This is a genomic window from Bradyrhizobium sp. HKCCYLS3013 (genome assembly GCF_051167615.1).
GTDB lineage: Bacteria > Pseudomonadota > Alphaproteobacteria > Rhizobiales > Xanthobacteraceae > Bradyrhizobium.
Window position 1 is genome coordinate 20687 of sequence record NZ_JBNPTK010000010.1, and the last position, 14873, is coordinate 35559.

The following is a 14873-nucleotide window of genomic DNA, read 5'->3' on the forward strand; positions in this document are numbered from 1 at the left end:
GTCACGACGCCTGTGACTTGTCGGACGGCGATGATCGCCGCGCTGACCTGATCGCGCGGCGGCGTGACCGGCCGGCTACTTGATCGAGGTGTTGATCGCGGTGAACTTGCTGCTCAGCCCCGAGCCCAGGCCATTCACGGCCGCCAGGATCACGATGCTCAATCCACCGGCAATGATGGCGTATTCGATCGAGGTCGCGCCAGCCTGATTCTTCAGGAAGCTCGCAATCAACTGCCGCATCTACCTCTCCGGTCGGGCTCGATCATGGGATCGCGCCGGAACGGCGCGCGCAGGCCGGGACGGACGCCCCAGCGAAAACCCTCGGTCATCCGCTTGAACAATCAGTTAACCCGATCAGGTACCTGGCGGGCCCGCCGCGCCGGCCCCCGGCCCCGCCCTTGCTCTCTGATCCGGCACGCAGCCGCGCCGCCGACTGATCCGCAAACATCTGGATTGATTGAGCTTTATTTTCTGCTTGCCACGCCTTCGGCAGGCCGGCCCGGCCATCGCCGAGCTCGGCCCTTGCCCGGACATATTGAGAAAAAATTCGGTCGGCCCGGGTAGACGCCGGCCGCATGATCTGCGTCAACGGCCATGGCGCGGACGGGCTTAAGGGGTATCCTGGCCGCCATGAGCACAACAGATTCCGCCCGTCCCCAGCTCAAGATCCGCAGCGTCGCGCTCGATACCGGCCGCGAGAACGTGGTCGTGATCTCCCGACGCTCGAAGGCGTTGCGGCCCGAGGTCTTCCGCGGCTTCAGCCGCGTCGAGCTGCGCTGCAACTCGCGGACGCTGCTGGCGACCCTCCTGATCACCGACGACGATGCGCTGGTCGGCCCCGACGAGATCGGCCTGTCGGAGCCGGCGATGCGGCGCTTCGCGGAAGCCGCCGGCACGCTGGCGACGGTGTCGCCGGCGACCCCGCCCGAGAGCCTGGAAGCGGTGCGCGCCAAGATCCGCGGCGAGACCCTGAGCGACCAGGCGATCGCGGCCGTGATCGACGACCTCGCCCACTACCGCTACTCGGACATGGAGATCGCCGCCTTCCTGATCGGCTCAGCCAGCTTCATGAGCTCCGGCGAGCTGCTGGCGCTGACCCGCGCGATGGCCAATGCCGGCACGCAGTTGAAATGGCCCGAGCCGGTCGTGGTCGACAAGCACTGCATCGGCGGCATCCCCGGCAACCGCACCTCGATGGTGGTGGTGCCGATCGTCGCCGCCCACGGCCTGACCATTCCAAAAACCTCGTCGCGCGCGATCACCTCGCCGGCCGGCACCGCCGATACGATGGAGGTGCTGGCGCGGGTGAATGTGGGCGCCGACGAGATGAAGTCGATTGTTGCGGCCTGCAATGGCTGCATGATCTGGGGCGGCCACGTCAATCTGTCGCCGGCCGACGACGTCCTGATCTCGGTCGAGCGCCCGCTCAGCCTCGACACCCGTGAGCAGATGGTCGCCTCGATCCTGTCGAAGAAGCTGGCCGCCGGCTCGACGCATCTGCTGCTCGACCTGCCGGTCGGGCCGACCGCCAAGCTCACCAGCGGCGCGGAGGCGATGCGGCTGCGCAAGCTGTTCGAATTCGTCGGCGACCGGTTCGGGCTCAAGGTCGAGGTGATCACGACCGACGGCCGCCAGCCGATCGGCAACGGCATCGGCCCCGTGCTGGAGGCGCGTGACGTGATGGCGGTGCTGGGCAACGAGCCGTCGGCGCCTGCGGACCTGCGCGAGAAGTCGCTGCGGCTCGCCGCGCATCTGCTCGAATATGATCCGAAGCTGCGCGGCGGCGCCGGCTACAACAGGGCGCGCGAGCTGCTCGACAGCGGCGCGGCGCTCAGGCAGATGCTGAAGATCATCGATGCCCAGGGGCCACCGGAATGCCGCAGCGAGCTCGGCGATCTCGCCTTCGACGTCAAGGCCGAGCACGACGGCATCGTCTCCGCGATCGATTGCCTGCGGCTCAATCGCCTGGCGCGTACCGCCGGCGCGCCGGTGAACAAGGGCTCCGGGATCATGCTGTTCAAGAAGATCGGCGATCGCGTCGACCAGGGTGAGCCACTTTATCGCGTGTTCACCTGCGATCCGTCGGAGCATGATCTGGCCGCAGCCGCAGCCGCCGTCAACCACGGCTATGGCTTCGCCGACGGCGCGAATGGTCGTTCGCAATGAACTGTCAGCAATCGTCGATCCAGAGTTCTCGGGAGACCGCCGCATGAGTGTGACCGTTCGCTTCTGCGGGGCCGCGCATACCGTGACCGGGTCCTGCTATCTGGTGCGGAGCGGCAAGAGCCAGTTCCTGATCGATTGCGGCCTGTTCCAGGGACAGAAGACGCTGAAGGAGCTCAACTACGGCGACTTTCCGTTCCGTCCCGCCGACATCGACGCGGTGCTGCTGACGCATGCGCATATCGACCATAGCGGCCTGCTGCCGAAGCTCGTGCGCCTGGGCTTCGACGGCAAGATCTTCGCCACGCGCGGCACCATCGATCTGTGCTCATGGATGCTGCCCGATGCCGGCAACATCCAGGAGCAGGAGGTGCTGGCGCTGAACCGCCGCAACATCGCGCGCGGCCGCGGCGAGGTCAGCCCGATCTATACCCAGGCCGACGCCATCGCGGCGATGCAATACTTTCAGCCGGTCGCCTATGAGACCTGGACCGACATCGTGCCGGGCGTTCGCGCCCGCTACTGGAATGCCGGGCATCTGCTGGGCTCGGCCTCGATCGAGATCGAATTCGCAGGACAAGGAGCCGACGGCGCGGCGCTGCGGCTGCTCGCCTCCGGCGATGTCGGGCCCGACGCCAAGCTGCTGCAGCCGGACCCGAAAGCGCCCGAAGGTTTCGACTACGTGATCTCGGAGGCCACCTATGGCGACCGCATTCGCGAGCCGACCACGCCGGAGCTGCGCCGCGGCCGTCTGGCCGGCGAGGTGCGCGACGCGGCAGCAGCCAAGGGCGCGCTATTGATCCCGGCCTTCGCGGTCGAACGGACGCAGGAGCTGATCGTCGATCTGGTCGGCCTGATGGAGCGCGGCGAGATTCCGGCCGCACCGGTGTTCCTGGATTCGCCGCTTGCGATCCACGCCACCGAGGTGTTCCGCGCGCATACCGAGAGCCTCGACGGCGGCAGCGATGTCGGCCGTCTGCTGTCGTCGTCGCATCTGCGCTTCACCGAGACCGTCGATGAAAGCAAGGCGATCGCCAAGCTGACCGGCTTCCACATCATCATCGCCGCCAGCGGCATGTGCGATGCCGGCCGCATCCGCCATCATCTCAAGCGCTGGCTGTGGAACAACCGCGCCACCGTGCTGCTGGTCGGCTACCAGGCCAACGGCACGCTCGGACGTTTCCTGCAGGACGGCGTCAAGGCGGTGCGCATCCAGGGCGAGGAGATCAAGGTCGCGGCGCGCATCCGCATGATCGACGACTATTCCGGCCACGCCGACGGCACCGAGATCGCCCGCTGGATCGCGGCCCGCCGTCCGATCGCGCGCGGCCTTTTCCTGTCCCATGGCGAGGAGGCCGCGATCACGGCGCTGGCGGCACGCGTCGCCGAGCGCATCGTGCCGACCGCGAAAGTGTTCTCCCCCCTGCTCGACGACGTCTACGAGCTGACGACCGCGGTGCCGACGCCGCTCGACGTCGCACGCCGGCGACGGCTGGCGCCGGAGGCGGTCACCCGGCTGGACTGGCACAACGACATGTCGGGCCTGCTGCTCGACATCCACGAGCGGATCGAGCAGGCCGCTGACGACCGCGCCCGCGGCGTCATCATCCGCCGCCTGCGCCGGGCGCTGGAAGAATGATGCGAGCGGCGCCGCCGCGAAGGCTGCGCGCCTGCGATGTTCGTCGTCGAACGGTCACACTTTGATCGCACCCTGAGGACGATCAGGTGCGGTGCGAAGCTCGCAGACGGCGACGCTCCTGCAGCTTGTGCATATTGAAACACACAACGTGCCGACGGCTGGTCTCCGGGAGCTGTTCTGATAGGCTCGGCACGTGGTTCATAACAACGGAACGATCCGGGTGAACCGGGCGCAGGTGGGGAAACGAGGGGCTCTCACATGCATCAACCATCGAAATGGTGGGCGGGACTGATCGCTGTTGCCGTGCTGTGGCTCGCCGCCATGAGCTTCAAGACGGCTGATGTCGAGGACGACATTGCGCCGCGAGTCCGCGCCGCCATTGCCGCCGCCGTCCCCGATACGGCCGCAGCGCTCAAGGTCTCGGTCGCGGGCCGCGACGTTCGCATCGCAGGGCCGGAGTTCAGTCCCGACCAGTCGACGAAACTGGCAGACGCCGCCACGGTCAATGGCGTCCGGCTCGTCGACGGTACCTACGACAAGCTGCCGACACCGAAGCCCTATGCTTTCCGCGCCACGCGAAACGGCGGCCAGCTCGTGCTCGAAGGCGCGGTGCCGACGCCCGCCGTTCGCAATGCCGTGCTCAATGCCGTCCGTTCGTCCGGCGGTGAGGTGGTCGATCGCCTCTCCTATGCACTGGGGGCTCCGGCCGACTTCGCGGCCATCGCAAGCCACGGAGCGATCCAGGCCGCCAAGCTCAATGGCGGCACGTTCGCGCTCGCGGACAAGGCCTATTCGATCGCAGGCGCCGCCGCCTCATCGGACGTCTACGAGGCCGCCGTCGCCGCGACGCGGCAGCTGCCCGGCGGCGCCGTGCTCGACAAAATGGCGATCCTGCCGCCGGAGGCAAAGCCCTTCATCTGGAGCGCGGTCCGCGAGGGCAACACGCTGGTGATGTCCGGCGTCGTCCCGAACGACGACATCAGGCGCGCGCTCGAGGCCGCCGCGACCAAGGCCTGGCCCGGCACGTCGGTGATGCATCAGATGCAGATCGCACGCGGCGCGCCTGACGGTGATTTCGGTGCCTACACGTCCTACGCGCTTGCGGAGCTCGCCAGGCTGAGCACGGGCCGCGTCGTCATCTCCGACGCCACCTACGCGATCTCGGGCGAAGCACCCTCGACCGCCGCCTACGACGAAACGATGGCCGGCGTCGGCAAGCTGCCGGCCGGGCTGACCTTGGCCAAGGCCGACATTCTGCCGCCGGAGATCAAGCCCTATCGCTGGTCGGCGGAGTTCGACGGCACCGGCCTGAGCCTCACAGGTCTCGCGCCGAGCGCGACCGCCCGCGAGGCGATGCTGGCCTCTGCCAGCGGACAGTTCGACGGCAAGCCGATCAAGAGCCAGATCGGCATCGCCCGCGGCGCCCCCGATGGCGACGTTGCCAAAGCGAGCGCGAGCCTGCTGCAGCAGCTCGCCAAGCTTGCGCAGGGGCGCGCCGAGATCAACGACACCCAGGTCTCGCTCAGGGGCGTGGGACTCGCCAATGTCACCGGCGCGACCGTGCGCGAGCAACTGGCCGGCGCCCTGCCCGCGCCGTTCGCGCTCGCATCCATCGACGTCCGCGACGGCCCGGTCTCGCCCTACGCGTTCGGACTGCAGAAGCAGGATGGCCGTGTCAGGCTGAGCGGCTACGTGCCTGATGATGCCGCCCGCCGCGATCTCGTCGACGCCGCCACGACGACCTTCATCACCGAGACGGTCGAGGACGGCCTGAAGATCGGCGACGGTGCGCCAAAGGATTACGTGCAGTCGCTGAAGGCGACGTTCCCGGCGCTGGCGCGGCTGTGGTCCGGCGCGCTGACGGCGAAGGATGCGGCGATCACGGTCGACGGGCTCGCCATCTACGACAAGTCGGCCGAGCAGGTCCGCAAGGAGCTCGCCGACGCGGTCGGCAGCGGCTTCAAGCTCGACGACGTCAAGATCGGCCTCAAGCCGGAAGGCCCACCATTGGCGGTCGCGGAGTGCCAGCCGGCGTTCAACGGGCTGCTCGCCAAGGGCCGCATCCGCTTCAGCACCGGCAGCGCCGAGCTGAGCCGCGCCTCGCTGGCGCTGCTCGACCACCTGATCGAGGTTGCGCAGCGCTGCAAGGACGCCGAGATCGCGATCGAGGGCCACACCGACAATGTCGGGGACGAAGCTGACAACATGGACCTCTCGAAGCGCCGGGCGGCGGCGGTGGTCGGCTATATCGGCGACGCCGGCATCGACACCTCGCGCATGACCTCGGAGGGCTACGGCCAGAACAAGCCGGTCGCCTCCAACGACACGGCCGAAGGCCGCGCGCAGAACCGCCGCATCGAATTCGTCGTCAAGTGAGGCGCTGACATCATGATGTACGACCTTGCGACATTTCCGTTCTGGATCATCCTCGCCGCCGGCATCGGCGGCTTCGTCGGCTGGCGCACCTGGTCGGACGAGCCGCGGCCGGACTGGCTGAGAAGCTGGCTGCTGCCGGCGACGCTCGCCCTTGTCATCGGGATCCTGATGGCGCTGCTGAGCGTGCTGCCCGGACGTGCCGGCCTGTGGCTCGAGGTCGGCCTGCTGATGGTCGGCGCCTATGTGCTCGGCTGCCTGATCGGCGGACAGCTCAAGGAATATGTCGGGCTGGGTGACACCAGTGCGATGTCGCCGGGCGGTCCTGGAAACAGCGTCGCGTTCGCCGGCGCAACCGCGGCGGCTCGTCCTTGGGCGGACAGCCCTTCCCCGGCTTCGCAAGCTGCAGCCAGCGTCGAGGCCGACCGCCTCGCCACTGAAGCTGCCGCAAAGGCTGAAGCCGAACGTGTTGCGGCCGAAGCCGCGGCAAGGGCGGAGGCCGAGCGGCTGGCCGCCGAAACGGCCGCAAAGGCCGAGGCTGAGCGGCTCGCCGCGGAAGCCGCGGCAAGGGCCGAGGCTGATCGTCTGGCGGCTGAAGCCGCAGCGAAGGCCGAAGCCGAACGTCTCGCTGCCGAGGCGGCGGCGAAGGCCGAGTCCGATCGCCTTGCTGCGGAGGCCGCCGCGAAAGCCGAATCCGACCGCCTCGCTGCGGAAGCCGCCGCGAAAGCAGAGGCCGATCGTGTTGCGGCAGAAGCGGCTGCAAAGGCCGAAGCTGAACGCTTGGCCGCCGAAGCAGCGGCGAAAGCCGAAGCGGACCGTCTTGCGGCGGAGGCCGTTGCGAAGGCCGCGGCGGAAGCCCAGCGTCTCGCGGCCGAAACGACCGCCAAGGCCGAGGCCGATCGCCTGGCCGCCGAAGCGGCCGCACGGGCGGAAGCCGATCGCCTCGCCGCCGACGCCGAGGCGGAACGGCTCGCAGCCGAGGTTGCCGCATCAGCGGCCCCGGACAGCCCAGCCGCGGCCGACGACAGACCGCCGGCCCTGCCCGCGCCCGAGGGCGCCGCCGACGATCTCAAGCTCATCAAGGGCATCGGACCCAAGAACGAGCGCATCCTGAACGACATCGGCGTGCATCATTTCAGCCAGATCGCGGCGTGGTCGCCAGCGCATGCCGACTGGGTCGGCCATCACATGGCCTTCCCCGGCCGCATCGAGCGCGAGCATTGGATCACGCAGGCCAAGCTGCTCGCGGCCGGCCTCGACACCGCGCATTCCAGCGCGGTGAAGTCCGGCGCGATCACCATCGACGAACACGCCGACACGCCGCTGAGCGAGGACGAGGCGAGCTACCTCCTGGCCCACCTGCCGGCGCTGATGCCGCCCGTCGAGAACGAAGACGCCCATGGCGGCGCCCGCCCGCTCGGGCTCGTCGCGCCGCGCGGCGGCCAGGCCGACGATCTCAAGCTGATCAAGGGCATCGGCAAGCAGAACGAGGCGCGGCTGCACGGCCTCGGCATTTGGCATTTCGCGCAGATCGCGGCCTGGACCGCCGAGCACGCCAAATGGGTCGGCTCGTATCTGGCGTTCGCAGGACGGATCGAGCGCGAGCAATGGATCAGCCAGGCCAGGGAGCTGGCGAGCGGCGGCACGACCGAATTCGCGAAACGCGTCGAGGCCGGTCTGGTGAAGTCATCGCTCGACGATGGCTCGCGCGGGCAGGACAACATCGAAATCGTTCAGCCGCGCGAGTAGATGCGCCGACGGGCGAACCGTAGGGTAGGCAAAGGCGCTGTCGCGCCCTCGCCTCACGCGCGCTCGTGGTGGCGCCGTGCTCACCGTCTCGCCGCGGCCGTGCTGGACGATGGTGGGCACGGCGCGCGACAGCGTGCTTCGCAGGGCCGTCCTGCCGGGCGCCTTTGCCCACCCTACGGCCCTATTCCGCCAGCTCCACGGCCTCATTCCGCGACGGGCCGGCCAGCGGCCGCTCCTCCATCAGCATCATGCAGACGGAGGCGCAGGCGAGCATCGCGGTGGCGGCGGCATAGACGAAGCGGAAGGCATGGATCATGTCGGCTTCCGCAATGCCGCTGACGGCGCCATGAGCGCCCTCTGCCAGCGAGATGTCGGCGCCCAGCGCCATCAGCAGGATGGCGCTGAAGGCCGCGACCGTGAACGAGGACATCATCGAGCGGAAGAAGTTCATCGCGCCGGTGATGGTGCCGATCTGGGAGCGGTCCACCGCGTTCTGCAGCGACACCACCGAGATCGGGAACGCAGTGCCAAGCCCGATGCCGTAGATCGACAGCAGCACCATCAGCACCCATAGCGACGGCGTCGTCACCGTCATGACCGCGGCGGCGATGGTGCCGATGATCGTGCCCACGATGGCGACGCGCTTGTAGTGCTTGACCCGGGCCATGGTACGACCGGCAATCGCGGCACCGAAGGTCGAGATCGCCGCGATCGGAATCAGGCCGAGGCCGGCCTGGCTCGGGGTCAAATGATAGACCAGCTCGTAGTACAGCGGCAGATGGACCGTGAGCCCGATCAGCGCGCCGAGGGCGCAGCCGCTGGCCAGCATGCCGTAGGGCACGACCGTGCCGCCCATCAGCGACAGCGGCAGGAATGGCTCATCGGCCCGCTTGGCGTGCCAGACGAAGGCTAAGCCCAGCGCCACCGCGCTGCCGATCATCGCGAGCAGCGTGGGCGACAGCCAAGCCAGCTTGTGCCCGCCCCAGGTCAGCACCAGCATGAACACGACGGCCGAGGCCATCAGCAGCAGGCCGCCGGCCCAGTCGACCTTGCGCAAGCGGTGATAGACCGGCAGCCGGCCCATCTTGGGCAGCAGCAGCGCCAAGGCCGCGACCGCCAGCGGCACGTTGATCCAGAAGATCATCGACCAGTGCAGATGGTCGGCGAAGAAGCCGCCGATCACCGGCCCGAGCAGGCCGGCCAGCAGCCAGACGCCGCTGAAATAGGCCTGATACTGGCCGCGCTCGCGCGGGCTGACGACGTCGGAGATCACGGTCTGGACCACCGGCATAATGCCGCCGCCGCCGAGCCCCTGCAGGCCGCGGGCAAGGATCAGCACCGGCATGTTCGGTGCCAGCGCGCAGACCACCGAGCCGACCACGAACAGGCTGAGCGCGGTGATGATCATGGAGCGGCGGCCATAGATATCGCACAGCGTGCCGAACACCGGCGCCACCGCGGTCGACGCCAGCAGGTAGGCCGTGATCACCCAGGACAGGTTGGTCACGTCCTGGAACTCGCGGCCGATGGTCGGCAGCGCCGTCGCCACGATGGTCTGGTCGAGCGCGGCCAGGAACATCGTCAGCAGCAGGCTCATCAGGATGGTGCGCACCTCGGCCTGGGTCAGCGGCACCGGCGGCGCAAGCGACGGCGCATCCTCGATCGCCTGCACCTGCGGCGGAATGGCCGGCAGCTCGGCGGCAATCTCTTCAGGCAAGGACTGGGACGCGGCAGGGTAATGCGTCTGCCGATCAAACTTGTTCATGGGATGAATGCTGTGCCCGGGCGCGACATCGCCGCGCGGATTCGCCGACTGGCGAACTACTTAAGGCATAATTTTCCCGTGCGGCAGCGGGTCGGGTGCATGGGTGCATTCCGACAGCACGGGAACGGTCGCATCATCGTGACTTGCTGCGGGCGCGAGGTGATCGCGCTATTTCGGCCGACGCTTCAGCTTGGCCCGCTTCGGCAGCAGCACCGGCCACTGCACGATGTGGTCCTCGAGCTGGTCGTCCGGAACGTCCTCCTCGGTGCCCTCGACCCGGCCGCGCACCGAGACGCCGGCTTCATGGACCGTCTGAGGATCGCCCGAGATCAGAGGATGCCACCAGTAGAGATCGCGCCCCTCCGCCACGAGGCGGTAGCCGCAGCTCGGCGGCAGCCACGTCAGGGTGCGGACGTTCTCAGGTGTCAGTCGAACGCAATCCGACACCTGTTCGGAACGATTCGGGTAGTCCTTGCAGGCACATAGCCCGGCATCCAAGAGTTTGCAGGAAATGTGGGTGAAGTAGATGTCGCCGGTATCCTCGTCTTCCAGCTTCTCCAGGCAGCAGCGCCCGCAGCCATCGCAGAGGCTTTCCCATTCCGCCTCGGACATCTCTTCCAAGATCTTGGTTTTCCAGAACATTCCCTCCTGGCCCGAGGGACGTTTGAGCGGTGCGGTCATCGGGCGATTCTCAAAGAGGGCGTGGGACTTGGCCGCCATCTAGGTGCCCGGCCCCGAGCCGCGCAAGGGGCTTTGCCGGCTTCAGCGGCACGTTAGCTTTGTGCATCAAATTGTGAGCGGAACCATTGGTTTGTGACCCCCGCTCGGCTAGATAGATGATTGAGTCACTCCGGCGGCGGCGCCGGCACGCGGCTTGGGGTCAGGTGCTCGGGTTCGGGCGGCTGACTGTGCAGTGCCATGGGTTTGCCGCAACAATCGCGCAAGACCCTTCGATGGCCCCCAGCCCACTTGCTGAGTGCTTTCGAAGCCAGCTGACACGCTTTCGAAACGACCAGGGTTCCCGTGCGGCAGTTCATTCCAGACGATTGGAAGAAGCGGATCAACAATTTCCGCCTGGATCTCGACGCCCGCTTCGATTCGGCGCTGTTCTCCTCCCTGCGCGGCACCCGTGAGCTCTACGAGCGCTATTCCGCGTTCATGGACCGCTTCTATGTCGGCGGCTGGAAGCGCTGGGTGTTCGTCGAGCCATTGTCGGAGGCGGCCACGATCGGCCTCGGCGGCCTGGTGCTGATGCTGGCGCTGGCGATTCCCGCCTTCCGGGAAACCGCCGACGAGGACTGGCTGAAGAAGTCCGACCTCGCCGTCACCTTCCTCGACCGCTACGGCAACCCGATCGGCAGCCGCGGCATCAAGCACAACGATTCGATTCCGCTGGAGGACTTCCCGGACAATCTGATCAAGGCGACGCTCGCTACCGAGGACCGCCGCTTCTACGACCATTTCGGCATCGACATCGCCGGCACGGCGCGTGCCCTCGTCACCAACGCCCAGGCTGGCGGCGTCCGCCAGGGCGGCTCCTCGATCAGCCAGCAGCTCGCCAAGAACCTGTTCCTGTCCAACGAGCGCACCATCGAGCGCAAGGTCAACGAGGCGTTCCTGGCGATCTGGCTGGAAACCCGCCTGACCAAGAACGAGATCCTCAAGCTCTATCTCGACCGCGCCTATATGGGCGGCGGCACCTTCGGCGTCGACGGCGCGGCACACTTCTATTTCAACAAGTCGGTGCGCGACATCAACCTCGCCGAAGCCGCGATGCTGGCCGGCCTGTTCAAGGCGCCGACCAAGTTCGCCCCCCACATCAACCTGCCCGCCGCCCGCGCCCGCGCCAACGTCGTGCTCGACAACCTGGTCGATGCCGGCTTCATGACCGAGGGCCAGGTGTTCGGTGCCCGCCGCAACCCGGCGTTCGCGGTCGACCGCCGCGACGAGAGTTCGCCGAACTACTTCCTCGACTACGCCTTCGACGAGATGCGCAAGCTGGTCGACACGTTCCCGAAATCCTACACCGAGCGCGTCTTCGTGGTGCGGACCTCGATCGACATGACCGTGCAGCATGCCGCCGACGAGGCGATCGAGAACCAGTTGCGCCAGTTCGGCCGCGACTATCACGCGACCCAGGCGGCGACTGTCGTCTCCGACCTCGACGGCGGCATCCGCGCCATGGTCGGCGGCCGCGACTATGGTGCCAGTCAGTTCAACCGCGCCGTCGACGCCTACCGGCAGCCGGGATCCTCGTTCAAGCCGTATGTCTACACCACCGCGCTGCTGAACGGCTTCAAGCCGACCTCGATCGTGGTCGACGGCCCGGTCTGCATCGGCAACTGGTGCCCGCAGAATTATGGCCATTCCTATTCGGGCTCGGTGACGCTGACGCAGGCGATCACCCGCTCGATCAACGTCGTGCCGGTCAAGCTGTCGATCGCGCTCGGCGGCAAGGAAGGTCCGAAGGCCGGCCGCGCCAAGATCATCGAGGTCGCGCGGCGCTTCGGCCTCAAGGCGCCGCTGCCCGACACCCCGTCGATGCCGATCGGCTCCGACGAGGTCACGGTGCTGGAGCATGCGGTCGCCTATGCGACCTTCCCGAACAAGGGCAAGGCGGTGACGCCGCATTCGGTGCTGGAGGTGCGAACCGGCGCCGGCGACCTGGTCTGGCGCTGGGACCGTGACGGGCCGAAGCCGAAGCAGGCGATCCCGGCCTCGGTTGCCGCCGACATGGCGGGCATGATGAGCCACGTCGTCAGCGAGGGCACCGCGCGCCGCGCCGCACTCGACGGCATTCCGACCGCCGGCAAGACCGGCACGACCAATGCGTATCGCGACGCCTGGTTCGTCGGCTACACCGGCAACTTCACCTGCGCGGTCTGGTACGGCAATGACGACTATTCTCCGACCAACCGCATGACCGGCGGCTCGCTGCCGGCGCAGACGTGGCACGACATCATGCTCGCCGCGCATCAGGGCGTCGAGGTCAAGGAGCTGCCCGGCGTCGGCATGGGCGAGAAGCTGCCGCAGTCCGCGTCCGCCGCGATGGCACAGGCCGGCCAGCCGAAGACCCTGGAGATCAAGCCCGGTCCGCCGCCGATCCTGACCCGCCGCGGCGCCGAGGTGCTGGTGCAGGTCGAGAAGATGCTCGACGATGCCGCGCGCGTCGCCGAAAAGAGCGCGCCAGCGGATCCGCGCAAGCCCGCCAAGCCGGTCTCATCGAGCGCGCTGGCCTTCCCCGAGAACTACGCCGCGGCAACGGCCGACGGCGTCGCCACCCCTGCCTTGCGCAAGAACTGACGTCAGCGATTCCCGTGCGGCTGCTCTTCATCACCTTGGTCACGCTCCTGATCGCCACCGGCGTCGGCATCGGCGCGACCTGGATGACGACGACCCGCGGCACCGAATTCGGCACGCTGACGATCGGCGCCTGGACGGCGCGTCCGAAAACCGGCACGGCCGATGTCGACCCCTATGCGCGCGCGACCATCACCCGCAATGGCGAATTGCCGATCGGCACCGGCGACGGCGTGGCCTTCACCGCCACCACAGACGACAAGAGGAAGCCGCTCGACGGGCGCTGCGACATCCTCGTCAGCGGCGTGACGCCGCCCGCCCGCTTCTGGACGCTCACGCTGTACGACCGCAAGGGCCACCTCGTCGCCAACACGCTGCAGCGCTACGGCTTCACCAGCCAGGAGCTGGTGCGAGGTGCCGATGGCTCGTTCGAGATCCGTGTCGCCGCACGCTCGCGCTCCGGCAACTGGCTGCCGACCGGCGGCATCGAGCGCTATGCGCTGATGCTGCGGCTCTACGACACGCCGGTCGGCGTCGCGACCCGCACGCAGCGCGACGCGCCGATGCCCTCGATCACGACAGTAGGCTGCCCATCATGATCCGGCTGCTGTTCACCATCGTGGTCGGCGTGCTGCTCGGCGGCGTGGTCCATCTCGTCAGCGTGCTGGCGCTGCCGCGGATCTCGACCCAGGACGCCTACTCCCGGCTGACGCCGATGACCAAGCTGAACGCCGTGACGCAATTGCCATTGGCCGACCCCGGCAATTCACCGATGCCGTTCATGGATCCGGCGTTCGCGATGGCGATCTGCCGCTACGATCTGTCGGACGGCCCGCTGAAGCTCACGGTCCCGGTGAGCCAGGCCTATACGTCGGTGTCGTTCTACACGCGCAACGAGATCGCCTACTACGCCATCAACGACCGCTCCGCCGGCAAGCGCGTGATCGAGCTCAACCTGATGACCGAGGCGCAGCACGAAGACCTGCCCGAGGACGAGGAGATCACGGCCGCCGACCGGCTGATCATCGATTCGCCGACGACGACCGGTTTGATCGTGCTGAAGGCCCTTGCCGCCGAGCCGGGCCTCATGCCGCAGGCGCAGGCCTCCCTTGCAGCGGCAAGCTGCGGCGTACAGACCGAGGCACCGGCCAAGGCCGAGAAGCCGCGCGGCAAACGATAAGTCAATACGACGTCCGGAATGAATTCGACAACACTCTCTTCACCCTTGGTGGCATAGTCGTTGTCGCGCGCCGCTGCTATGACGTATCAGGACGGCGGCGCTTCGCTCAACATCAGGTCATGCCTCTCGAAATCGAACGGAAGTTTCTCGTCAAGTCCGATGCTTGGCGGGATCAGGCGACGCACAGTGAACGCCTTCGCGACGGCCTCGTCGCACGTCAGGACGGCCTCAAGGTCCGCGTTCGCTGCTATGGCAACCGGACGACTCTGTGCGTGAAGAGCGGCCGCCGCGGTCTGGCCCGGGATGAATTCGAGTACGATATTCCCGCGGACCACGCCGCGGTGCTGTTCGCGCATTGCGCGGGACGCATCCTCGAAAAGACGCGTCACTACGTGCCGGCCGAAGCCGGCGTCTGGGAGATCGACGTCTACCACGACCCGCTCGAAGGCGTCGTCATCGCCGAGATCGAGCTGCCGACCGAAACGACCGTCGTGACCCTTCCCGACTGGGTCGGCGACGAGGTCACCGGCGACCCGCGCTACAGCAAGGCCAACATGCTGACAGAGCGCTCGCGCGCGGCGAAAGTCCGGGAACTGCGGCGCGCGCGCCTTGCAGGGCTGTGATGCACGCACGGGCCGTTGCGGCTTGACCCCTGTCAAATCACGCGCCGAGCGCACGCCTTAAACAGCGCGGACTTGGCGGTC

At 67.6% G+C, this 14873-nt stretch carries 11 protein-coding genes; 8 read left to right on the forward strand and 3 right to left on the reverse strand.

Translation table 11 applies throughout. The annotated features are described in order from the left end of the window. Positions 1-75: 75 nt before the first annotated feature. The gene (locus ACQR1F_RS18655; RefSeq protein ID WP_315716136.1) at positions 76-240 is read right to left on the reverse strand and encodes a Flp family type IVb pilin; all 165 of its coding nucleotides are present in this window, start codon (positions 238-240) and stop codon (positions 76-78) included. 390 nt (positions 241-630) lie between these two features. Here ACQR1F_RS18655 and ACQR1F_RS18660 point away from each other — a divergent pair, with 390 nt between their 5' ends. The 4 genes from ACQR1F_RS18660 (at position 631) to ACQR1F_RS18675 (ending at position 7924) form a co-directional block, all read left to right on the forward strand. Further along, on the forward strand, positions 631-2166 hold the full coding sequence (locus tag ACQR1F_RS18660; RefSeq protein ID WP_434887687.1) for a thymidine phosphorylase family protein: 1536 nt from the start codon (positions 631-633) through the stop codon (positions 2164-2166). A 43-nt stretch (positions 2167-2209) separates the two neighbouring features. Then, positions 2210-3802: an MBL fold metallo-hydrolase gene (locus ACQR1F_RS18665; RefSeq protein ID WP_434913612.1), complete on the forward strand. Its 1593-nt coding sequence runs from the start codon at positions 2210-2212 to the stop codon at positions 3800-3802. Between the two features lie 258 nt (positions 3803-4060). Then, on the forward strand, positions 4061-6178 hold the full coding sequence (locus ACQR1F_RS18670; RefSeq protein WP_434913613.1) for an OmpA family protein: 2118 nt from the start codon (positions 4061-4063) through the stop codon (positions 6176-6178). A gap of 12 nt (positions 6179-6190) precedes the next feature. Continuing rightward, positions 6191-7924: a cell envelope biogenesis protein TolA gene (locus ACQR1F_RS18675; RefSeq protein WP_434913614.1), complete on the forward strand. Its 1734-nt coding sequence runs from the start codon at positions 6191-6193 to the stop codon at positions 7922-7924. A 181-nt stretch (positions 7925-8105) separates the two neighbouring features. Here ACQR1F_RS18675 and ACQR1F_RS18680 read toward each other — a convergent pair whose 3' ends face one another. Further along, complete coding sequence (locus tag ACQR1F_RS18680; protein ID WP_315804198.1) at positions 8106-9689, reverse strand: MDR family MFS transporter; 1584 nt, start codon at positions 9687-9689, stop codon at positions 8106-8108. 168 nt (positions 9690-9857) lie between these two features. Continuing rightward, on the reverse strand, positions 9858-10370 hold the full coding sequence (locus ACQR1F_RS18685; protein ID WP_315804199.1) for a YcgN family cysteine cluster protein: 513 nt from the start codon (positions 10368-10370) through the stop codon (positions 9858-9860). 342 nt (positions 10371-10712) lie between these two features. Between ACQR1F_RS18685 and ACQR1F_RS18690 the strand changes: the two genes are divergently transcribed. The 4 genes from ACQR1F_RS18690 (at position 10713) to ACQR1F_RS18705 (ending at position 14792) form a co-directional block, all read left to right on the forward strand. Beyond that, positions 10713-12992 carry a transglycosylase domain-containing protein gene (locus ACQR1F_RS18690; RefSeq protein ID WP_434913615.1) on the forward strand — a complete coding sequence of 760 codons (2280 nt, stop codon included), beginning with the start codon at positions 10713-10715 and terminating at the stop codon, positions 12990-12992. 14 nt (positions 12993-13006) lie between these two features. Next, the gene (locus ACQR1F_RS18695) at positions 13007-13588 is read left to right on the forward strand and encodes a DUF1214 domain-containing protein (RefSeq protein WP_315716128.1); all 582 of its coding nucleotides are present in this window, start codon (positions 13007-13009) and stop codon (positions 13586-13588) included. After that, positions 13585-14169, forward strand: a complete 585-nt coding sequence (locus ACQR1F_RS18700) for a DUF1254 domain-containing protein (protein ID WP_315804202.1) — start codon at positions 13585-13587, stop codon at positions 14167-14169. Before ACQR1F_RS18695 ends, ACQR1F_RS18700 begins: the two co-directional genes overlap by 4 nt. 119 nt (positions 14170-14288) lie before the next feature. After that, positions 14289-14792: a CYTH domain-containing protein gene (locus ACQR1F_RS18705; RefSeq protein ID WP_434847179.1), complete on the forward strand. Its 504-nt coding sequence runs from the start codon at positions 14289-14291 to the stop codon at positions 14790-14792. Positions 14793-14873 lie beyond the last annotated feature (81 nt).

Coding starts and splice junctions, on each gene's coding strand:
- ACQR1F_RS18655 (WP_315716136.1), bottom strand. CDS start 240: ATGCGGCAGTTGATTGCGAGCTTCCTGAAGAATCAGGCTGGCGCGACC.
- ACQR1F_RS18660 (WP_434887687.1), top strand. CDS start 631: ATGAGCACAACAGATTCCGCCCGTCCCCAGCTCAAGATCCGCAGCGTC.
- ACQR1F_RS18665 (WP_434913612.1), top strand. CDS start 2,210: ATGAGTGTGACCGTTCGCTTCTGCGGGGCCGCGCATACCGTGACCGGG.
- ACQR1F_RS18670 (WP_434913613.1), top strand. CDS start 4,061: ATGCATCAACCATCGAAATGGTGGGCGGGACTGATCGCTGTTGCCGTG.
- ACQR1F_RS18675 (WP_434913614.1), top strand. CDS start 6,191: ATGATGTACGACCTTGCGACATTTCCGTTCTGGATCATCCTCGCCGCC.
- ACQR1F_RS18680 (WP_315804198.1), bottom strand. CDS start 9,689: ATGAACAAGTTTGATCGGCAGACGCATTACCCTGCCGCGTCCCAGTCC.
- ACQR1F_RS18685 (WP_315804199.1), bottom strand. CDS start 10,370: ATGACCGCACCGCTCAAACGTCCCTCGGGCCAGGAGGGAATGTTCTGG.
- ACQR1F_RS18700 (WP_315804202.1), top strand. CDS start 13,585: ATGATCCGGCTGCTGTTCACCATCGTGGTCGGCGTGCTGCTCGGCGGC.
- ACQR1F_RS18705 (WP_434847179.1), top strand. CDS start 14,289: ATGCCTCTCGAAATCGAACGGAAGTTTCTCGTCAAGTCCGATGCTTGG.